Below are 20,118 nucleotides of genomic sequence, written 5' to 3'. Positions count from 1 at the left end.
TATCCCGCGCCATACCGTGCGCTCGCCTCGGGCGCCTCGTCCCGCGTTCCGTACGGCAGCGTTGAGGACCACAGGTCCGTCGCGCACCCTCGCACCCTCGCACCGTGGCGGCCCGTTCCGCCCGGGCCCGTTACGTCACCCGGACCAGGCCGGGCTGGGGGCCGGTGGGTTCGCCCTGTGAGACCGTCATGCTCGTGAGCGAGTCGTGGGCAAGTCGTGGGTGAGCGGATGAGCGAGTCGTGGGTGATCGAGGAGGGCGATGGTGACACCTCTGGGCCGGTGTCATCCGCGGCAGCGCCGGCGGCCCTGCGGGCGAGGATCGACGACGGTCGGCTGGAGACGTGGCTGACCAGTTCGTCGGGCCGGTCTCTGGCTTTCGTGACGAATGCGGAGCGCGCGCTGGTGATGCTCCTCGAAGACGCGGACGACCCCGGCGAGCATGCCGTGGACGCGGGGGCTCAGGGGACGAGCGGTGGCTTCGTCCTCTCCCACGGACAGGACGACGAGTACGCGAACGAGGACACCGTCCCCATCGGCGAGGCGCTCAGACTCGTCCAGCACATCCTCGACACGGGGCACTGGCCGCCGGACGCTCGCTGGGTGGGCGAGCGCTGAGGTTGCCACGTGCCCGGGGCGGTGGTCCGGCCGGGCCGATTGCGGTCTTCGTCGGCGAAGTCACCCTGAGAGAGGGCGAGTTCGACCTGCCGCACAACTGGCGGCCGGGGCCAGACGGTGGACTGACCGCGCACTCTGGACATCCCTTGGGCCATACGACGTCAGGCCTCAACCCGCGAACTCGGGGGCCTTCTCCGTGGGCAACGTACGCATAGTCCTAAGCGGGGACAGCAGATTGGGCAGGAAACTCAGCGTCATACCCGTCCCGCCGATCCACAACGTGCCCGTCGCCCCGAAGACCGAGCCCGCGGCTCCACCCAAGAGCCCGCCGAGAGGAATGCCACCCGAGGAAAAGAATCGGGTGGTTGCGCTCATCCGGCCCAGTAACCGATCCGGGGTCAGGGCCTGTTGGATGCTCTATTGGGCCACCACTCGGACAACTCCGCCCAGCGAAAGGGCCGCGAGGCCCACAGCAGCCACGTACACGCTCCCACTCCACCCCGTTCGCGCCCACGGCATGAGCACCGTCAAGGGACAGGTGACCAGTGACGCGAGCCAGATGACCGGCCCTTGCCCGACCCACGCGGACACTCTGGTCGCCACCAGCGCACCCAACAGAGCGCCACCCCCCATTCCCGACAGGATGAGGCCGACGCCAAGAGACTCGAGGCCCAGCTCTCGCTCCAGGAAGACCAACAGCATGGTTTGGTACATGACCGGGAACAGGTTGAATATCGCGTCCCCGAGCATGATCGCGCGCAGGGCAGGGTGTTTGGCGACGAACCTCAACCCCTCCCTGATCTCTCGGACCAGATGGGGGCGTTCGCTCGGCTCAGGCTTCTGTTCGCGTTTACGGATGGTGGTCGCGAGCAGCCCGGACAAGGCCATTCCGGCCGAACTCACGAGAAGCGTCGCAGGGGCGCCCGCCATGCCGACCAGCGGGCCCGCCACCGTCGGCCCGCCGATACTCGTCATGGAGCGTACCGTCGACAGTTTCGCGTTCCCCTCCCCGAGGTTGTCGCGGCCCACCAAGTGAGGCAGATAGCTGACGTACGCAACGTTCGAAGAAGACCGTCAACACCCCATGCGCCAGGGCAACCGCGTAGAGCCATGACATGGTGAGAAGGCTCGTCCACCACGCCACCGGGACAGTCACGAGGAAAAGCGCGCGAGCGAGATCGGCGCTGACCATCACGGAGCGCTTCCGCACACGGTCCACCCACGCGCCCGCCGGCAAGCCGATCAGGAGCGACCCCGCCGTCGTCATCGCAGTAAGCAAGCCGACCTGGAACTCATCGGCGTGCAGGGCCGCAATGGCGACCAGAGGCAGTGCCAGAAAGATGACGCGGTCGCCCAGTTGACCGAGCGCAGTGACAGCGATCAACCGACCGAAGTCCCGATCACGCAGGAGGTTTGGCCGGGAGGAGTTCAGCACGGAATACCCTACTGTCGAGTTGGCATTTTCGGCATGGTTCCTGCTACGACCGCGGACGACCGGCTTCGAACTCGTAGACCACTTCCCGGCGTACATCCGGAATGACCATGTCGGCCGTTTCCACCGGGCGCCCGCCCGTGTCGAAGATGGTCCGTTCGAGCTGCAGCACCAGGTCCCCGACGCTGATACCGAGCAGATTCGCCTGCGTCTGGGTGGCACGAGCCGGGCGCGGCATCTCGACCACGGTCGAGACGACCACACCGATGGAACGCATGCGCTCGACCACGCCCTTTCCCGCAAGGGGCCCCCTTTCGGGCAATACGACTGGCGTTCCCTCCGTGATGGCCATCGGTTCCCAGGACTCGGAGAGCTGTACGGGCTGCCCCTCGGCAAGAAACTCGTAGTGCGTCTGAACGCAGAGACCTCCCGGGCTGATGGCGAGCCGTTCGGCGATCGAGCCAGGCGCGGGGACCCTCACCTGGCTGTGTGCGTCCCAGGCGTCAGCCCTGCCCCGCTCCCTCCTGTCGGGCCAGAGGGGAGAGCTCTCCGCCGCCCACGGTGTCGCGAGCGGACGAGCCTCAGACGCTCTCGCGGCATGCGGACGTAGGTGCCGGAGCCGGCACGCCCTTCAAGGAGACCGTCGATGATCAGTCGGTCCATGGCCCTCTGCATGACGTTGCGTCCGACCCCGTACTCGACGGCGAGCCGTGCACGGGACGGCAGCCGCCCTCCGATTTCCCACTCCCCAGCGAGAATTCGCGCGCGCAACACATCGGCCAGCGCGAGGTACGGCGCCTCTCGGGGCATGGAGGGTCCTCCGGTCGTCTTGTCCTGCGGGAGCGTCACGTGCAGAGCCGGTCACTGAGGGAGCACGTCACCACTTGGGTGGGAGTCGGCAAATTACTGCACCGGGAAAATGTTGCTGCAGTAGAAATACGTTCCGAGCGCACGCCCTCCCACAGCCGTTCGACCCGGTGCCTTGTTTCGCGGGCATCGGGGTACTCGGAGGGCCACGCGTTGAAAGGAGGCGTATGGCCGACATGTCGATGAGGGCCGTGGGCTGGGCCCGGTCGTTTCCCGTGTCCAGCGGGGCGCGGGAGGGGCGGCGCTGGGTGCGCGAGCACCTGGACTCCCTGGAGTGGACCGCGCACGCCCCGGAGACCGTGGACGACGTGCTGCTGACCGTGTCGGAGCTGATCACCAACGCTCACGTGCACGCGCACAGCGACGCGCAGCTGATCCTGACCTGGGACAGCCGGTGTCTGCACGTGAGTGTTCACGACTCGGATCCCGATCTGCCCACACCCCGCGCCCTGGACACCACCTCGCCCGGCGGACGCGGGCTCGCGCTCGTCGACGCCGTCGCCACCGACTGGCACACGCACGAGCAGCCGGACGGGAAGACGGTCACCGCCTGCTTCACGCCGCCGGCCGAGGCGCTGTCGGGCCGGTAGGCCTTCGGCACGCCCGTCACCTCTCCCGGCGGGACCCGCACCGTGTGCCGCCGGTATGAGACTTGACTCTCACAATATGTGAGAGGAACCTCTCACATCATGGAGACCGGTAACCGTCTGGGCGATGTCGAGATCACCGACCCGAAGGCGATGCGGGCGCTGGCACATCCGGTGCGGCTGGCGATCCTCGAACGCCTGCAGCGGCATGGTCCGGCGACGGCGACGCACCTCGCACCCCATGTGGGAGCGACGCCCTCGGTGACCAGCTGGCATCTGCGGCATCTGGCGAGCTTCGGGCTGGTCCGTGATGCCGAGCCAGGACCTGACCGTCGCCAGCGGCGGTGGGAGGCGGTGGCGCGAGGTTTCCGGTTCGAGGCGCCGGTGGATCCGGACGACGAGGAGGGCAGGTCGGCTGCGCGGGTCCTGGCCCGGGAGATGTTCCTGCGCTCCGGAGACCTGCCGGACCGGTGGGCTGCCGAGGTCGAGCCCACGCTCGAACCGGAGTGGCGGCGGCTCGCCGGTCTGGCCGACACCCGCGTCGTCGTCTCCGCCGACGAACTCGCCGCCATCGAGGACAAGATTGAGCGCGTTCTGGCCCCTTACGTGACGCGCGACAAGGCCGCACGTCCGGCCGACGGCCGCGGCGTCCGGCTGCTGCGTTACGTCCTGCCGGAGGGGGCGGACTGGACGGAGGGGGCGGAGGGACAGACCGGCGGGACGTCAGCCGGGGAGCGTACCGGGGGGACGTCAGCCGCGGAGCAGACCAGCCAGCCGTCAGCCGAGGGGCAGACCGGCAAGACGTCATGAGCGCCGCCGCAGAGTCCTCCTTATCCGTCTCGCTCTGGCGCAATCGGCGATTCCGTCGCTTCTGGGCCGGTCAGTCGATCTCGCAGTTCGGCGACCGGATCACCGAACTGGCTCTGCCGCTGATCGCCGTGGGGGCGCTGCACGCTTCGGCCCCTCAGGTCGCGTGGCTGACAGCGCTCATCTGGGCCCCGAACCTGCTCGCGATCGTCCTCGGCGCCTGGGTCGACCAGCGCGTCCACAAGCGGCGCCTGATGGTGCTCGCCGATGTGGTGCGGGCGGCGGTGCTGCTCTCCGTACCGGCCGCTCACCTCCTGGGCGTGGTGACGCTCGGTCAGTTGTACGTCGTGGCTCTGCTGACGGGCGCCGCCGGGGTGTTGTTCAACACCGCCTATCCGCCGTTCTTCGTCCGCCTGGTGCCCCGGTCGTCCTACGTCGACGCGAACAGCAAGCTCAGCACCAGCCGTTCCGCGTCGTACGTCGCCGGACCCGCCGTCGGTGGTGCGCTGGTCCAGGCGTTGACCGCCCCGGTCGCCGTCGTCGTCGACGCCCTGACGTTTCTGGCGTCCGCGGTTCTGGTCGGGCGGGTCTCGATCGACGAGTCGCCGGCCGCCCATGACCGAGCGGCAGCATCCTCACTGCTGAGGCGGGCCAGGGAAGGGCTGGTGTTCGTCGTCCGTCACCCGGTCCTGCGGGCGAGCCTCGGATGCGCGGCGACCGTCAACTTCTTCACCTTTGTCGCGGGCAGCGGATTGATCGTGCTGTTCGCCAGCCGCACCCTCGGACTGACCGCGGGAGTCATCGGGATGGCGTTCGGAGTCGGCGCCACCGGCTCGCTCCTCGGCGCGGTGCTCGCTCCGAAGGTGTCGCGAAGATTCGGTGTCGGGCGCAGCATCGTCGTGGGCGCCGTGCTGTTCCCGGCACCGATCGCTCTCGTCGCCGCCGCGGGCGGCCCCCTCTGGGCTCGCGCCGGTGCCCTGGCCGTGGCCCAGTTCCTCTCCGGAGTCGGCGTCATGCTGTTCGACGTCAACCTCAACTCCCTCCAGGCACACGTGATCCCCGACGGGATGCGCAGTCGGGTCGCCGGTGCGTACAGCACGATCAACTACGGTCTACGGCCTGTGGGCGCCGTCGTCGGTGGCCTCCTCGCCACCGTGATCGGCCTCCGGGCGACCCTCCTCATCGGCGCCGTCGGCGGAGCGCTGTCCCTGCTCTGGCTTCTGCCGTCCCCGATTCCGCGCATGCACTCCTTGACGGCCGACCATCCGGTGACGCCGGACAGCGTTCAAACGGAGGCGGCCACGGTTCAGCGACAGCCGCCCCGGTGAGGAACCAGCCCCGGCCCATGACCGATCATGGACCCGGCGTCGTCCCTCAACTGCCCGGAGAGTGCCCCGTGTCCGTCACCGCTGACCCCACGAATCTCCACCCCATGCCCGAGCAGCCGCGGGTGGTCCTGCTCAAACCTCTGGTGAAGTCCCCGCTGATCGAGGTCGGCGAGTACTCGTACTACGACGACCCGGACGACCCCACCGCGTTCGAGACCCGCAATGTCCTCTACCACTACGGTCCGGAGAAGCTGGTCATCGGCAAGTTCTGCGCGCTGGCGACCGGCACGCGGTTCATCATGAACGGCGCCAACCACCGTATGGACGGCCCCTCCACGTTCCCCTTCCCCACCATGGGCGGTTCGTGGGCCGACCACTTCGACCTGCTGGCCGGGCTGCCGAGCCGGGGGGACACGGTGGTGGGCAACGACGTCTGGTTCGGTCACGGCACGACCGTGATGCCGGGCGTGCGGATCGGGCACGGCGCGATCATCGCCTCCGGCTCCGTCGTCACCGGGGACGTGCCCGATTACGGCATCGTGGGCGGCAACCCGGCCCGCCTCATCCGCAAGCGGTACGAGGACCGGGACATCGCCCGCCTCCTTGCCGTGGCCTGGTGGGACTGGCCCGCCGATCACATCACCGAACACGTCCGCACGATCATGTCCGGCAGCATCGAGGGCCTGGAGAACGCGGCGCCCGCACACTGAGCGACTCCGCGCGTAGCAAGAGGATGCACTCCCGCTCATCGCCCTAGGCGTGCTGTCCCGGAATCACCGCGCCGACCCGGATGAAGAGGGCGACGGCGACACGAGAGGCCGGAACGGCCGCAGCACCGCCAGCCCCTCCTCCAGTCCGACCCTCATGGCGAAGTCGAACCGGTCCACCTCCAAGCACAGTGCCACGTCATCGGGGTGGGTGCCCCCGCGGCGTGCGCCGCGCAGGTCGTCCGCGGCCGAGGAGGTGCGGGCCCGGTGCAGGTAGGGGCCGGGGTCCGGCCGCTCCCCCATGGTGAGCCGCTCCACGTACGCGGCGCAGGCCAGGTCTTCGGCGGCGTGGCCGTCCTCACCGGTGGCCACGAACGTCACCGATTCGGCGCCGGCCTCCGTCAAGGCCCGGGCGGTGGCGCCGGCCACGGGGAAACTCGCGCACAGCGCCAGTTCCGCCTCGACGACCGCGAGGGCGCCGACCGTTCCGGCGGTGGTCTTCTGGATCACGGTGCGGCCGGTGAGATCGGCCTCCCGGATCAGGCCGGGGGAATTGACCAGATCGAACCCGTTGACCCGCGCGCCGTCCTTGAGCGCGAGCCAGCCGGGGTGACTCGCCTTGATCGCCAGCGCCTCGTCCACGTCCGCAGCGAGGACGATCTTTTCCGCGCCGCGGTGGAACACCCACGCGGCGGTGGTGAACGCCCGCATCACGTCGATCACCACGGCCACCTGCTCGGCGCCGTCCACCTGGGGTATTCCGATCGTCCGCGTGTCCATGCGGGCGATGATCCCAGCTCACCGATCCGGCGTCACGGCGGGTCCGCGCGGCGCACCTCGCGGGCCACGCATCCACGCCCGCCTCCACCTCTCACTCGTCCAGCATCCCCAACCGGTGCGCGATGGCCGCCGCCTCGCCCCGGCCCGCCGCGCCCAGCTTCGGCAGGATGTTGGAGACGTGCACGCTCGCCGTCTTCGGCGAGATGAACAGCTCCTGCGCGATCTGCCGGTTGCTCCGGCCCGCCGCGACCAGGCGCAGGACCTCGCGCTCCCGGGTCGTCAGGCCCAGCGCCTCCGCCGGTGGCGGGGGTGTCTCCCTCGCGGTCCGGCGCAACGGAATCCGGGCCCGGTCGGCCAGCGCGGTGATCTCCGCCTCCAGTGGTGCCGCGCCCAGCTCGTGGGCCGACCCCGCAGCCTGGCGCAGCAGTTCGCCCGCCTTTTCGCGAGCGCCTGCGGCGCCGCCCTGGCCGAGCAGGGTGTCCGCGAAGCGCAGGCGGGCCGTGGCCAGCAGCACCGGAGTTTCGAGCTGCTCGGCCGCGGTGACCGACTCCGTCCAGAGGTCGGTGGCGTCCAGGCCCTCCGCCGTGCGCAGTTCGGCCCGGACCATCAAGGACTGCGCCGCCCATACGGGGGCGAAGTCGGGTTGGCCCTCCATCGCCCGACGGATCCGCTCCACCGCTTCCTCGCGTCCCGGCCCCGCCACCGCGAGGCCCCGAGCCCGCGCCTCCGCCGCCGCGGCCTCGTACAACAGCGGCCAGCCGTAGCGCTGATGGCCGAACGGGATGGCCTCGCCGATCGCCGTCCGCGCCAGCGAGCGGACGTCGAGTATGCGGCCCTCCGCTGCCGTGAGGACGATCGCCAGGCGGGCCGCGAGCAGGGTGTGCTGCGGCTCCGGGTAGGTGACAGTCGTCCAGGTCTCGGACTGCTCCAGGTGGTGGCGGGCCTCCTCGTACCTGCCCCGCGCTACCGTCAACTCGGCCTGCTGTTCCGCCATTTGCGCCCACGTGGCGACGCTGACCCCGCGGCGGCCGAGGGCGCGCGCGAGCACGGCGTCGGCCTCGGCCCAGCGGCCAAGTTGGATCAGGGACTCGGTGCGGTTCGCGTCGATGTACGAGGCGATGTCCGGCAGCCCGTGCCGCTCGGCGAGGTCGCTGCCCTTCTCGGCGGTCTCGACGGCCTCGGTGTAGCGGCCGATGCCGTGCAGTGCGGTGGAGAGGTTTCCGTAACCGCGCAGCACGGCAACGGAGTTGGCCTGCACGAGTGGGCGGGCGCCCGCCGCACGCGCCAGTCGGAGCCCGCCCTCGGTGTCGCCGGAGTGCATCATCAGCCAGGCCAGGCTCTGTTCCGCGGTGATGAGGCTGGTCTCGGCTCCGGTCGTCCGGCAGAGCTCGACCGCTTCGCGCGCCAACTCGATGGCGTGCAGGCCCGGTTGGTGCACCGCGTTCCAATGCGCCGCGTACGTGAGGACGTCGGCGTGCACGACGGACGGGGGCAGGCCCCGCATCAGCTCCTGGGCTCGGGAGAGCTCTTCCCAGCCGTCGGATCGGCACAGGTCACGCATGACTTGGTAGCGCTCGGTCCAGAACCAGGCCGCCCGGATCCGATCCGCCCTGCCCGGGCCGGGCGGCGCCTCCGGGGACGCGGTCTCGGCGCCGTCCTCCAGCAGGCGCAGCGCCCGTTTGCTGGTGGCGAGCGCCCGCTCCCGTTCACCCGCGAGGCGCGCGGCGACGCAGACCGCGGCGAGCAGATCCACGAAGTCCCCCGTCGGTTCAGGGGTGATGGCCGGACGAATGCGGTCGTCGTCGACCCCCTGACGTATCGCCGCCCGGCGCAGCTCGTCGGGTGCGTCGTCCCACAGTTCCAGCGCACGTTCCAGCAGTTGATGCTGCTCGGCGAAGGCGTGCCGCATCCGGGCGGCGGCCGCCGCGGCGATCGTGGCGGGCAGCGCGCGGGCCGGATCGCGGGCATCGAACCAGTAGCCGGAGAGCCGTCCGGCCCGCTCGTCGGAGCGTACGAGACCGGGGTCGGCCTCAAGAGCCTCGGCGTAGCGGCGGCTGAGCCGCGACCGCTCGCCGGGCAGCAGGTCACCGGCCACGGCTTCGCGCATCAGGGCGTGCCGGAACCGGAACGACTCGCCCTCGTCGGCGGGTTCCAGGACGGAGGCGCCGACAGCGCCGCGCAGCGTCTCGATCAGCTCGTCCTCGCCGAGGCCCGTGACGGCGGCAAGGAGACGGAACTCCACCTCGGAGCCGCCCCCGGCGGCGATGCGCACCACACGCTGCACCTCGTCCGGGAGCGCCTCGACCCGGACCAGCAGCAGGTCCAGCAGGGAGTCGCTGATGCCGCCCGGGGAGCCTTCGGCGATGCTGCGGGCCAGTTCCTCGACGAAGAACGCGTTGCCCTCGGAGCGTGCGAAGACCCGGTCGACGAGCTGCTCGGGCGGCGCCTCGCCGTGCAGGGCGGTGAGCTGGCGCCGGACCTCGGAGCAGTCGAAGCGGGGCAGTTCGAGGCGGGTGACGGTGCGCAGCCGCTCGTACTCGGCGAGGGCGGGCCGCAGCGGGTGGCGTCGGTGCAGGTCGTCGGCGCGGTAGGTGACGACGATGAGGAGCCGGCTGTCGGTGAGGGCGCGCAGCAGGTAGCTGAGCAGTTCGCGGGTGGAGCGGTCGGCCCAGTGCAGGTCTTCGAGGGCCAGGATGAGCGTCCGGTCGGCGGTGATCCGCTCCAGGAGGCGGGCCGTGAGTTCGAAGAGCCGGGCGCGGCCGTCGGCTTCGGTCCGGCCGTGGTCCATGTCGCCGAGTTCGGGCAGCAGGCGGGCGAGCTCGCCCTCCTCTCCCGCGACGGCGGCGTCGAGCTCCGGGCCGATCCTGCGGCGCAGCGAGCGCAGGGCGGTGGAGAGGGGGTGGTACGGCAGGGCGTCGGCGCCGGTCTCGACACAGCCGCCCCGGCCGACGACCGCTCCGTCCGCGGCGGCCCGGCCGAGGAACTCCTCCAGGAGCCGCGTCTTCCCGACTCCGGCCTCCCCGCCGATGATCAAGGCGCTCGGCTCTCCCGTGTCCGCCCGGGACAGGGCCGCGCCGAGGACGGCCAGTTCGGCGTCGCGGCCGACGAAGACGGTACTTGTGTGACTGGTGTGCACGGTGCCGAGCATCGCATGGCGTACGAGGCGCGGGAAAGCACGTATGAGGGCCTTGCGGTGTCAGGGACGAGGTCTGATGCAGCACTTCCGGAATGTGACGCCGCGGCTGACGCAATGTAAGTGCGCCGCTCTGAGGGGCCGGGCGGGGCGTTTGCACGCCATCGGCATTTCGTCGCAAAGCCAATGCGGGCGGGTGCTGTTTTAACAGTTCCCTTGCTGTTCTGTTAAAAGCTCCCCTGGTCACGGGCCTTGTCCAAGAGAACGGCGCTGAGCCAGAGTTCATGCCGCGGCGAGCCCCACGCTCGCCGCCGGGCGGGAACCCCACCTTCGGCGATACCTCACGTGGACACGCCCCACGTGTTTCCCCGTATTACCCGAGAGTTCCCGCCTGCCATCCGGAAGGAATGAATGTGTCGCATTCTCGTAGATACAGATTCGCCGCCGTGGCCGCCCTGCTCTCGGCATCAGTGGTCGTGGGAACCCAGGCCACGGCGCAGGCACAAGCACCCACCAAGGACGCCGCGTCCGACGCGCGCTACCAGCCGGAGATGGTGCGGGCGCTCGCCGCGTCGCTCGGTGTGAGCGAGCGGGCAGCGGTCGACCGGCTCGACCGGCAGGCCGCTCAGCAGGCCAGGCTCGCCGACCTGAAGAAGGGCGGGATATCCGAGGACGGCGCGTTCTTCGACGCCGCAGGCAAGCTGACCGTCAACGTCGACGACAGCGCCGACGTCGCCGCCGTCGAGAAGGCCGGCCTCGACGCCCGCGTGCCGGCCCGCGGCGAGGACGCGCTCGACGGGATCAAGGCGCGGCTCGACGCCGCGGCCGCCCGGCGCGCACCCGCCGGTGTCGTCGACTGGTCCGTGGACCTGGCCTCGGACAAGGTCACCGTCAGGGTCAACAGCGACCGCGGAGCCGCCGCGAAGGCGTTCCTCGCCAAGGCCGCGGCGTACGGCTCCGCCGTCAAGGTCGTACGGGACCAGGAGAAGCGCGCGCCGCAGGCCGCGATCGCCCCCGGCAGCAAGATGACGATCAACGACACCAACGGCTGGTGTTCCGTCGGCTACGGCGCCCACGACCGGTCCGGCCGTCAGTACCTCGTCAGCGCGGGCCACTGCATCGCCGGCCTGCCCACCCTGCGCTTCGACGGCACCGCGTTCGCCAAGGGCAACCACACCCGCTTCGCGATCGGCACCAACAGCGTCGACATGGGCGTCGCCACCATCAACTCCGGCCACTCGATCACGACGAAGGTCGGCACCTGGGGCCAGGCCGGGAACGTGGCCGTCAACGGCAGCCGCCGCGCCGCGTCCGGTGCCGCGCTCTGCAAGTCCGGCGCGACCACCGGCTGGACGTGCGGCAAGGTCGGTTCGTACAACGTCTCCGTCACCTACGTCGACCGGAACGGCGGCCCCGACACCGTGGTCACCGGGCTCGCGACCTCCAGCGTCTGCACCGAGGGCGGCGACAGCGGCGGCGCGTACATCTCCGGCAACCAGGCCCAGGGCATGACCTCCGGCGGCCCGATCGACCAGGAGTGCACGGGAGGTGTCAACTCGCGCGGTTCCTCCTATTTCCAGCCGCTCGACGACGCCCTCTCGTACTACGGCCTGACGCTCAACACCAACTGACCGTCCTTTCAGGGACGACCAGGGGCCGCCCACCGGCTATGGTGGGCGGCCCCTGGTCGCCCGTGTGGCCGGAAACCGCCGTTGAGCCGCCTTCATCGGAGCGAGGGACCGCCGCCCCAAGAGCCGATGGTGTCTCCCGCCCGCCGAAAGACGCCATGCCGAACCTCCCCCACCCCGAAGGATCCGACGCGACGTTCGCCACCGTGTTCCGTCAGGCCCTGCAACAGCGTGGGCTGCCGCTGGAACGCATACGCGACCACCTCAGGGCCCAGCAGATCACCGTCAGCCTCGCCACCCTCAGCCACTGGCAGCGCGGCCGCAGCCAGCCGGAGCGAGCCCAATCGCTGCGCGCCGTGGACGCGTTGGAGCCACTGCTCCATCTGCCCGCCGGCACCCTGCGCTCGCTGCTCGGCCCGCATCGTCCGCGCGGCGGGCCCCCGCCCCTCGATCCGGCCGTCGCCCGCACGGTCTACGGCGAGAACTCGGACGTGGAACAGGCGCTCGGCGACGCGTTCCCCCGCTTCAACGAGGGGCTGCGGCCCTTGACCATCCAGGAGACGGTGAGCCTGGACGAGCACCGCTCCATCCACGAGACGTCGATCACCACGGTCGTACAGGCGGTCCGCGACGCCGTCCAGCATCTGACCGTCGTCCACTTCCTCGACTCCCCGAAGGCCGGGACCGTGGAGCTCGCCGTCCCGTACGGGCCGCCACCGCGCATGCGATTCCTGCCCGAACTCGGCTGTGTGGCCGCCGACATCCCCCTCGGGCGGCAACTGGCCAGGACCGAGACCGCGGTGGTCGCCTACACGCTCCGGGCCGCATCGGACATCTCCCACCAGCACGAGCGCCGCGTCACCACACCGCTGCGGGCCTACCTGCTGCAGGTGCGGTTCCACCCCCGAGCGCTCCCCGCCAGTTGCTGGAGCTATCACCGCCGGCAGATCGGCGCCGAGCCCCAGCACCGGCACCGCACCACCCTCGACACCTTCCACACGACCCATCTGCTCCCCACCCACTGCAGGCCGGGCGTGTACGGGATCGAGTGGGAGTGGCCCGGGTGACGTCCGGTCGAAGGAAAGCGTGGCAGGAATCGACACCTGTTACGCTCCGAATGAGCGGACGTGTCGATCACGTTGATCACGGGATCACGTCGATCACGGACGCGCGGATTCAAGACTGATCACGAAGTACTGATCGAGGAGTCACAGACGTGGTGGGTGAAGACGACATCTCCGGATGAGATCCGGGTGTGACAGGCCACCGGCCGGCGCGTACGCGTGCCGCTGCCGTGGCCTTGTTCGTCGTTCCCTTCCCCACCCTGCCCAGGGCAGAGGTCTGTCTGCCCTCAACCCCTCGAGGTCATCTCCATGTCCGACGCCGCCATCACCTGCTCGAACCTCTCCTTCGCCTGGCCCGACGACACCCCGGTCTTCGGCGACCTGTCCTTCACCCTGGCCACCGGCCGCACCGGCCTGGTCGCTCCCAACGGCTCCGGCAAGAGCACGCTGCTCAAGCTGATCGCCGGCGAGCTCAGGCCCGCCACCGGCTCGGTCTCGGTCAGCGGCACCCTCGGCCACCTCCCGCAGAGCCTCCCCCTGACGGGATCCCTCACCGTCGCCGAGGTGCTCGGTGTCGCCGCCGTCATCCGCGCCCTCGACGCGGTCGAGTCCGGCGACGTGAGCGAGGCGCACTTCACCACCATCGGCGACGACTGGGACGTCGAGGAGCGCACCCGCGCCCAGCTCGACCGCCTGGGCCTCGCCGACCTGGACCTCGACCGTGGCCTGAGCACCCTCAGCGGCGGTCAGATCGTCTCCCTCGGCCTCGCCGCGCAACTGCTCAAGCGGCCCGACGTACTCCTTCTCGACGAGCCGACCAACAACCTCGACCTCGAGGCCCGGCACAAGCTCTACGACGTCCTGGAGAACTTCACCGGCTGTCTGCTGCTGGTCAGCCACGACCGCCCGCTGCTCGACCGCATGGAGCGCATCGCCGAACTGGGCAGTGACGAACTGCGTTTCTACGGCGGGAACTTCAGCGCGTACGAGGAGGCCGTGCGCGCCGAGCAAGAGGTGGCCGAGAAGAACATCCGCAACGCCGAGCAGGAGCTCAAGCGCGAGAAGCGCGAGCTGCAGCAGGCCCGTGAGCGTGCCGAACGCCGGCAGAGCAACGCCGCCCGCAACCTCAAGAGCGCCGGTCTCCCCCGCATCTTCGCCGGCAACATGAAGCGCGGCGCGCAGGAGTCCGCGGGCCGGGCGGGCCAGATGCACGCGACCCGGGTGAGCGAGGCCAAGGCCCGGCTCGACGAGGCCGGGCGCGCGCTCCGCGACGAGCAGCGCATCACCCTGGAACTGCCCGCCACCCAGGTGCCGGCCGGGCGCAACCTCTTCCTCGGCGAGGGCCTGCAGGTCCACCACGCGGGCCGGGCCGTGTTCGCCGACGGCGGCGTCGACCTGACCGTGCGCGGACCCGAGCGCATCGCGCTGACCGGGCCCAACGGCGCCGGCAAGACCACCTTGCTGCGCCTGATCACCGGCGATCTCGTGCCGGACGATGGCGTGATCAAGCGCAATGACGGCCGGATCGCCTATCTGTCACAGCGCCTCGACCTCCTTGACCTGGAGCGCACCGTGGCGGAGAACTTCGCCGCGTTCGCCCCCGAGCGGCCCGAGGCCGAGCGGATGAACCTGCTCGCCCGCTTCCTCTTCCGGGGCCCGCGCGCCCACCTTCCCGTGGGCGTGCTCTCCGGCGGCGAGCGGCTGCGGGCCACCCTCGCCTGCGTGCTCTGCGCGGAACCGGCACCTCAGCTGCTGCTCCTCGACGAGCCCACCAACAACCTCGACCTGGTCAGCGCGGGCCAGTTGGAGAGCGCGGTCAATTCCTACCAGGGCGCCTTCGTCGTGATCAGCCACGACGAGCGCTTTCTCGCCGACATCGGGGTGAGCCGCCGGCTGCGGCTTGCCGACGGCGTGCTCAGGGAGACCGGGGCCCCCACGGTGTGAGCCGCCGGTGAGCGCAGTGGCCCGCGCCGAGGCGTGCCGCGCCCGGCGGGCCGACCACCGATCGACTCCGTAGGACGGTTCCCCATGCCGCATTCCCACTCCCAGTCCCAGCCCCAGTCCCCATCTCAATCCCCCCAGCCCTCCCCTCCCCGGGTTCGGGCACAGCCCCAATCCGCCCTGCTCGCCCACGAGATCGTCCGCGTTCTCGGCGGGCGGCGGGTTCTGGACGGCGTCTCCCTGACCGCGTCCCCCGGCCACCGCATCGGGCTGATCGGCGAGAACGGGGTCGGCAAGTCCACCCTGTTGCGGGTGCTCGCCGGCGCGGACGAGCCCGACGTCGGCAGCGTCTCGCGCCCCGCCGACCTCGGCTTCCTGCACCAGGAGATGCCCTTCGACGCCGGCTCGACCGTCGCCGCGGTCCTCGACGACGCGCTGCGCGAGGCCCGCGAGGACCTGGCGGAGCTGCAACGGCTGAGCGAGGAGCTCGCCCGTACCGCCGTGGACTCCCCCGGCCATCAGGATCTCCTCGACGCGTACGGCGGACGCCTCGAACAGGCCCAGGACCGCGAGTCCTGGGACGCCGGCCGGCGGGCCGGCCTGGTCCTTGACGGGCTCGGCCTGGGCGCGGTCGCGTACCGTCGCACGCTGGGCACGCTGTCGGGCGGGGAGCGCGGCCGGCTCGCCCTGGCCGCGCTGCTCGTCCGCCGGCCGTCGGCGCTGCTCCTCGACGAGCCGACCAACCACCTCGACGACGACGCGGCCGCCTTCCTGGAGGAGCAACTCCGCGCCCTGCCGGGCACGGTGGTGGCCGCCAGCCATGACCGCGCCTTCCTCGACTCGGTCTGCACCGACCTGATCGACCTCGACCCGGCGGTGGACGGTCCGGTCCGCTACGGCGGCAACTACACGGCCTACATGGGCGCGAAGCGCGCCGAGCGGGCGCGCTGGGAGCAGCGTCACGCCGAAGAGCAGGAAGAACTACGGGAGTTGCGGCGCGCGGCGGGTGTCACCGCGCGCCGGGTCGCCCCGGACCGGGGACCGCGCGACAACGAGAAGATGGGGTACGGGCACCGGGCGGGGCGGGTGCAGAGCCAGATCTCCCGCCGGGTGCGCAATGCCATGCGGCGTCTGGAGGAGTTGGAGCGCGTCCAAGTGGCCGCGCCGCCTCGGCCCCTGCGGTTCGCCGCCAAGACGCTGGCGGCCCAGGCGCCGGTGCAGGGGGCTCCCTCGCCGGAGGACCCGGTGGCGGAGCCGCTGGTCGCGCTACGGGCGGTACGGGTGCCGGGCCGACTCGCACTGGATGCCCTGGACGTGTCGGTGACCGACCGGCTCTTGGTCACGGGGGCGAACGGCGCGGGCAAGTCGACGCTGCTCGACGTGCTGGCGGGACGCCTGGCCGCTGAGGGCGAGGTGCGTCGACGGCATCACCTGACCGTGGGGCTGCTCACCCAGGACACCGTGTTCGACCGGCCCGACCGTACGGTACGGGACACGTACCAACTGGCCCTCGGCTCGCAGCGGGCCGAGGTGACCCCGCTGGCCTCGCTCGGCCTGATGCACGCGGCTGACCTGGGCAAACCGGTTGGCTCGCTGTCCGTCGGGCAGCGTCGACGGCTCGCGCTCGCCCTGCTGGTGGCCCGGCCACCCCACCTGCTCCTGCTCGACGAGCCCACCAACCACCTCTCCCCACGCCTGTGCGACGAACTGGAGGAGGCCCTGGGCAGCGGCCCCGGCGCAATCGCGCTGGCAAGCCACGACCGCTGGCTCCGCCGCCGGTGGCAGGGACGTGAGTTGCGGCTGGGGTAGGGGCGGGGGCGGGGCGACGAGGGGGTGCGCGGTTGACGGGAGGAGGTGCCTCGCCGAGGTGGTGGTCCGCCCGGTTCACAGATGCACGCGGTTCAACCGCTCACCCGGCTCACCCGACGGCGGTCCCCTCGAGTTCGACCAGTTGGCCGGGGATCGCCAGCCGGGACACCCCGAGCATCGTGGTGGGCGGCGCCACTCCGGCGGCGGCCAGCCTCGCCGCCAGTACGCCGTAGTGCGGGAAGAGCAGGTCGACGTCGGTCGCGTAGACGTTGAGCCGGACGAGGTTCCCGAGCGTCATCTCCACCTCGGCGAGCACCGCCTCCAGGTTGTCGACGGCAAGCGCCAACTGCCCCGCCATGTCCCCCTCGTGCAGGGGCCTGCCGTCGCCGCTCATCGCTGTCTGCCCGGAGATGTACAGGGTCCTGGTGTGCCCGGAGACGACCTCGCCCTGGTTGAATCCCCTCTCCACGGACCATGTCACCGGGTTGACCGCTCTGCGTTCGACTGCCACGTCAGCTCCATTCGTTGCGTGCGGAGTACGTACGTTCCTCGGGCCGGGAACCGCCGGCCCCGACGTCGTACGGACGAGCCTCGCAACGAATCACGACATCCTTGGTCATGTATTCGTTCGACGGGGGTTTTCGCATGCGTGCCGACCGGCTGGTCTCGCTGGTACTGCTGCTGCGTCAGCGTGGTCGGCTCACCGCGGACACGCTCGCCCGCGAGCTGGAGGTCTCCACCCGCACCGTGCTGCGCGACATCGAGGCGCTGTCCTCGGCCGGTGTTCCGGTCTACGCCGAGCGCGGTCGGCACGGCGGCTTCGCCCTGTCTCCTGGCTTCCGGACCGACCTCACCGGTCTTCATCGGGACGAGGCCCTCGCCCTGCTGGTCGCCGGATCGCGGCGCGGCGCGCAGGCGTTCGGCCTCGGCTCGGCGCTCGCCTCGGCCATGCTCAAGGTGATCGACGCGCTGCCCGGCAGCCAACGGCACAGCGCGGTCGAGGTCACCGAACGCGTACTCGTCGACCCCGAGGCCGACCTTCTCTCCCGTCGGCAGGTCACCGAGGAGATGCCCGACTTTGTGGCAGCCGAGGTGCGGCACGCGGTGTTCGACGGGCGCAAGTTGCGCATCCACTACGCAGCCGTGGGCCGGGACCCGACGTGGCGCACGGTGGACCCGATCGGCCTGGTGACCGTGCGCGGCCAGGGCTACTTGCTGGCCCGGAGGTCCGGCGAGGACCGCACTTACCGGCTGTCCCGGATTTTGGCCGCCGAGGCCGGGGCCGAACCGGCACAGCGACCGGATCGAGTCGACCTGGCGCGGGTTTGGCAGGAACGCAGTGCCCAGTTTCGGGCCCGTGGCGACCAACTCACAGTGTTGGTACGGGTATTGCAGACGCGGCGGGATGAACTCGTGGGCACAGCGTTGGCCGTCCGCGCCGGGGAATCCGGCGCGGACGGCTGGCTGCGGCTGGAGGTGGTCTTCCAAGACGCTCGGCACGCGGAGTGGGCGCTGTGGCAGCTCGGTACGGAGGCCGAAGTCCTGGATCCGCGCTCCTTGCGTACGGCCCTGCGCGATCGCGCCGCAGCCGTCGCCGCTCGCTACGGAGACCCGTCGCCCTGAGACCGGCGCACCGGCCACCCCTGCCGGGTCGCCTGCGGGAGCGGCCCGGGTGGGTGGGGCGGGAGGTGACAGTGACGGTGACGGCGACGGCGACGGTGGGGTCCGGTGGTCGGCGCGTGGGTGACGGCTCCGGTTCCGGTGTGGCTAGCGGGTACTCACGCCGCGTTCACCCACGCGGCGCGCAGCGCCTTCTTGTCGACCTTGCCGACCTTCGTCGTCGGCAGTGTGTCAAGCAGGACCGTCTTGCGGGGCGTGTACAGGTCGCCCAGCTCCGCGGTCACCGCCGCGCCGACCTCCTCCGGGTCGACCTCGGCGTCCTCGGCCGTGGCGAGGAAGATCTGGACGGCCTCCCCGAACTCCTCGTCCGGCACGCCGAGCGCCGCCGCGTTGCTCACGCCGGGCAGCGTCAGCAGGAAGTCCTCCAGGACCCTGGAGTAGACGTTGTCGCTGGTGCTGCCGGTGACGATGATGTCCTTCGCCCGGTCGACGAGGTACAGGTAGCCCTCCGCGTCGAGGTAGCCCATGTCGCCGGTGCGCAGCCAGCCGTCCTGCATCGCCTGTGCGGTGCGCTCGGGGTCCTCGTAGTAGCCGAGCATCACCGTCTCGCCCCGGACGCACACCTCGCCGACCTGCCGTACGGCGAGCGCCTCCGTGCTGTCCTCGGCGCGGATCTCGATCTCGACGTCGCATATGGCGCGGCCGCAGCTGCGCCAGAGCTCGGGGCGGCGGGCGCCCTCCGAGGCGAGGTCGTCCACGCCGAACGCGGCGATGCCGAGCGCCTCCGACTGGCCGTAGCCCTGCCCCAGCACCGGACCGAACACCTCGACGGCCTGCTGCAACCGGCTCGGCGACGTGGCCGCTCCGCCGACGACGACGCGTCGCAGGGCGGGGAAGGAGCCCGGCGCGGCCTCGGGGTGGTCGAGAACCGCGTACATCATCGGCGGCACGAACATCGTGGTGGTGATGCGCTCCTCGCGGAGCACCCGCACCGCCTCGCCCGCGTCGAACTCGGGCAGCACGACGAGCGCGGAGCCCGTCACCAGCGCCTGGATCGAGGTGAGGTGGCCGCTGCCGTGCGTGAGCAGGGTCGCGGCGAGAACGCGGTCCGTGTCCGCGACCATGGACGGGAAGAAGGAGGAACCGGAACCGTCCTCACCGTCGTCCATGCGGCCCACCAGCGCGTCGTACAGCCGGTGGCTGTGCGCGGCGAGCTTGGGGCGGCCCAGGGTGCCGCCGGTGTACAGGACGGTGACGGCCTCGTCCGGCGCCGGGGCGGGCACGCCCTCGGGGCGCTCCGTCGGGCACTCGGCCGCCTCGACCAGCAGGTCCGTGCACGGCTGCGCGCAGGGCCCGAGGCTGAGCAGTACGGGGGCGTGGACGCTGCGGCCCGCCGCGTCGGCGGCACGCTCGGCGAAGAGCGGGTCGGTGACGACGGCGCGCGCCCGCGACTGCTCGACCAGCGCGGCGAGTTCGCCGGGACCGGGCTCGGGCGGCAGGAACACGACACGGCAGCCGATGAGGTGGACCGCGAGCTGGACCAGGACGGAGTCCACACGATTGGCCAGGAACAGCCCTACTCCGTCGCCGGGCCGCAGCCCCTGGCGGCGCAGCGCGTGCCCCAGGCCGAACAGCCGGCGCCTGGCCTCCCCCCGGGTGAGGCGCTGGGCGCCCTGGACGAGGGCCTCGGCGTCCTCGTTCTCCTGCCAGTGCTCCAGGATCCGGTCCACGTACGTCCGTGGATTCGAGGTTTGCTGTGCTTTAACGATCATGGACATATGCAAACATGCCGCGGCGGAA

15 protein-coding genes and 2 pseudogenes are annotated in these 20,118 nt (G+C 71.0%); 10 read left to right on the top strand and 7 right to left on the bottom strand.

Annotation, left to right across the window (positions count from 1 at the left end; all coding sequences use genetic code 11):
• The first annotated feature begins 378 nt into the window (after nucleotides 1-378).
• Nucleotides 379-615, top strand: a complete 237-nt coding sequence (locus tag ACFYO9_RS16800) for a hypothetical protein (protein ID WP_355809679.1) — start codon at nucleotides 379-381, stop codon at nucleotides 613-615.
• Between the two features lie 417 nt (nucleotides 616-1,032).
• Here the strand turns inward: ACFYO9_RS16800 and ACFYO9_RS16795 are convergent, their stop codons facing one another.
• The 3 genes and pseudogenes from ACFYO9_RS16795 to ACFYO9_RS16785 all read right to left on the bottom strand — a co-directional run bounded on the left by ACFYO9_RS16795 (nucleotide 1,033) and on the right by ACFYO9_RS16785 (nucleotide 2,857).
• Nucleotides 1,033-1,644 carry an MFS transporter gene (locus ACFYO9_RS16795; protein WP_358775700.1) on the bottom strand — a complete coding sequence of 204 codons (612 nt, stop codon included), beginning with the start codon at nucleotides 1,642-1,644 and terminating at the stop codon, nucleotides 1,033-1,035.
• Nucleotides 1,645-1,768: 124 nt separating this feature from the next.
• A pseudogene (locus tag ACFYO9_RS16790) lies at nucleotides 1,769-2,146 on the bottom strand (MFS transporter); the annotation flags it as partial.
• Nucleotides 2,094-2,857: pseudogene (locus ACFYO9_RS16785) on the bottom strand (GntR family transcriptional regulator). The pseudogenes ACFYO9_RS16790 and ACFYO9_RS16785, both read right to left, overlap by 53 nt.
• A gap of 224 nt (nucleotides 2,858-3,081) precedes the next feature.
• Between ACFYO9_RS16785 and ACFYO9_RS16780 the strand changes: the two are divergent.
• The 4 genes from ACFYO9_RS16780 to ACFYO9_RS16765 all read left to right on the top strand — a co-directional run bounded on the left by ACFYO9_RS16780 (nucleotide 3,082) and on the right by ACFYO9_RS16765 (nucleotide 6,346).
• A complete protein-coding gene (locus ACFYO9_RS16780) occupies nucleotides 3,082-3,504 on the top strand; it encodes an ATP-binding protein (RefSeq protein ID WP_355809686.1) in 423 nt (140 codons plus the stop codon).
• Between the two features lie 99 nt (nucleotides 3,505-3,603).
• The gene (locus tag ACFYO9_RS16775) at nucleotides 3,604-4,311 is read left to right on the top strand and encodes a helix-turn-helix domain-containing protein (protein WP_358775698.1); all 708 of its coding nucleotides are present in this window, start codon (nucleotides 3,604-3,606) and stop codon (nucleotides 4,309-4,311) included.
• On the top strand, nucleotides 4,308-5,636 hold the full coding sequence (locus ACFYO9_RS16770; RefSeq protein WP_358775696.1) for an MFS transporter: 1,329 nt from the start codon (nucleotides 4,308-4,310) through the stop codon (nucleotides 5,634-5,636). The genes ACFYO9_RS16775 and ACFYO9_RS16770 overlap by 4 nt, the downstream gene beginning before the upstream one ends.
• A 104-nt stretch (nucleotides 5,637-5,740) precedes the next feature.
• Entirely contained in the window at nucleotides 5,741-6,346 is a 606-nt protein-coding gene (locus tag ACFYO9_RS16765; RefSeq protein WP_388666378.1) for a CatB-related O-acetyltransferase, read from the top strand.
• Between the two features lie 63 nt (nucleotides 6,347-6,409).
• Here the strand turns inward: ACFYO9_RS16765 and ACFYO9_RS16760 are convergent, their stop codons facing one another.
• Together ACFYO9_RS16760 and ACFYO9_RS16755 are read right to left on the bottom strand one after the other, a co-directional pair.
• Nucleotides 6,410-7,123, bottom strand: coding sequence for a 2-phosphosulfolactate phosphatase (locus ACFYO9_RS16760; RefSeq protein WP_358775692.1), 714 nt, complete (start codon nucleotides 7,121-7,123; stop codon nucleotides 6,410-6,412).
• A 91-nt stretch (nucleotides 7,124-7,214) separates the two neighbouring features.
• The gene (locus tag ACFYO9_RS16755; RefSeq protein WP_358775690.1) at nucleotides 7,215-10,259 is read right to left on the bottom strand and encodes an AAA family ATPase; all 3,045 of its coding nucleotides are present in this window, start codon (nucleotides 10,257-10,259) and stop codon (nucleotides 7,215-7,217) included.
• A 404-nt stretch (nucleotides 10,260-10,663) separates the two neighbouring features.
• Between ACFYO9_RS16755 and ACFYO9_RS16750 the strand changes: the two genes are divergently transcribed.
• The 4 genes from ACFYO9_RS16750 (at nucleotide 10,664) to ACFYO9_RS16735 (ending at nucleotide 16,698) form a co-directional block, all read left to right on the top strand.
• The gene (locus ACFYO9_RS16750) at nucleotides 10,664-11,887 is read left to right on the top strand and encodes a S1 family peptidase (protein ID WP_358775688.1); all 1,224 of its coding nucleotides are present in this window, start codon (nucleotides 10,664-10,666) and stop codon (nucleotides 11,885-11,887) included.
• 155 nt (nucleotides 11,888-12,042) lie between these two features.
• Nucleotides 12,043-12,951 (top strand): hypothetical protein, encoded by a 909-nt coding sequence (locus tag ACFYO9_RS16745; RefSeq protein ID WP_358775686.1) that lies wholly within the window; start codon nucleotides 12,043-12,045, stop codon nucleotides 12,949-12,951.
• Between the two features lie 306 nt (nucleotides 12,952-13,257).
• Nucleotides 13,258-14,892 carry an ABC-F family ATP-binding cassette domain-containing protein gene (locus tag ACFYO9_RS16740; RefSeq protein ID WP_358775684.1) on the top strand — a complete coding sequence of 545 codons (1,635 nt, stop codon included), beginning with the start codon at nucleotides 13,258-13,260 and terminating at the stop codon, nucleotides 14,890-14,892.
• Nucleotides 14,893-14,976: 84 nt separating this feature from the next.
• Nucleotides 14,977-16,698 carry an ABC-F family ATP-binding cassette domain-containing protein gene (locus ACFYO9_RS16735; protein ID WP_358775682.1) on the top strand — a complete coding sequence of 574 codons (1,722 nt, stop codon included), beginning with the start codon at nucleotides 14,977-14,979 and terminating at the stop codon, nucleotides 16,696-16,698.
• A 109-nt stretch (nucleotides 16,699-16,807) separates the two neighbouring features.
• Here ACFYO9_RS16735 and ACFYO9_RS16730 read toward each other — a convergent pair whose 3' ends face one another.
• Nucleotides 16,808-17,209 carry a RidA family protein gene (locus ACFYO9_RS16730; protein WP_358775680.1) on the bottom strand — a complete coding sequence of 134 codons (402 nt, stop codon included), beginning with the start codon at nucleotides 17,207-17,209 and terminating at the stop codon, nucleotides 16,808-16,810.
• A 134-nt stretch (nucleotides 17,210-17,343) separates the two neighbouring features.
• Here ACFYO9_RS16730 and ACFYO9_RS16725 point away from each other — a divergent pair, with 134 nt between their 5' ends.
• Entirely contained in the window at nucleotides 17,344-18,321 is a 978-nt protein-coding gene (locus ACFYO9_RS16725) for a helix-turn-helix transcriptional regulator (protein WP_388666425.1), read from the top strand.
• A gap of 155 nt (nucleotides 18,322-18,476) precedes the next feature.
• Here the strand turns inward: ACFYO9_RS16725 and ACFYO9_RS16720 are convergent, their stop codons facing one another.
• The gene (locus ACFYO9_RS16720) at nucleotides 18,477-20,090 is read right to left on the bottom strand and encodes an AMP-binding protein (protein WP_355809712.1); all 1,614 of its coding nucleotides are present in this window, start codon (nucleotides 20,088-20,090) and stop codon (nucleotides 18,477-18,479) included.
• Nucleotides 20,091-20,118: the final 28 nt, after the last annotated feature.

The organism is Streptomyces sp. NPDC005863 (assembly GCF_042871345.1).
In the GTDB taxonomy this organism is placed as follows: Bacteria; Actinomycetota; Actinomycetes; order Streptomycetales; family Streptomycetaceae; genus Streptomyces.
The sequence above is the reverse complement of the archived record's forward strand: the minus strand, read 5'-3'. Positions and strand labels throughout refer to the sequence as shown.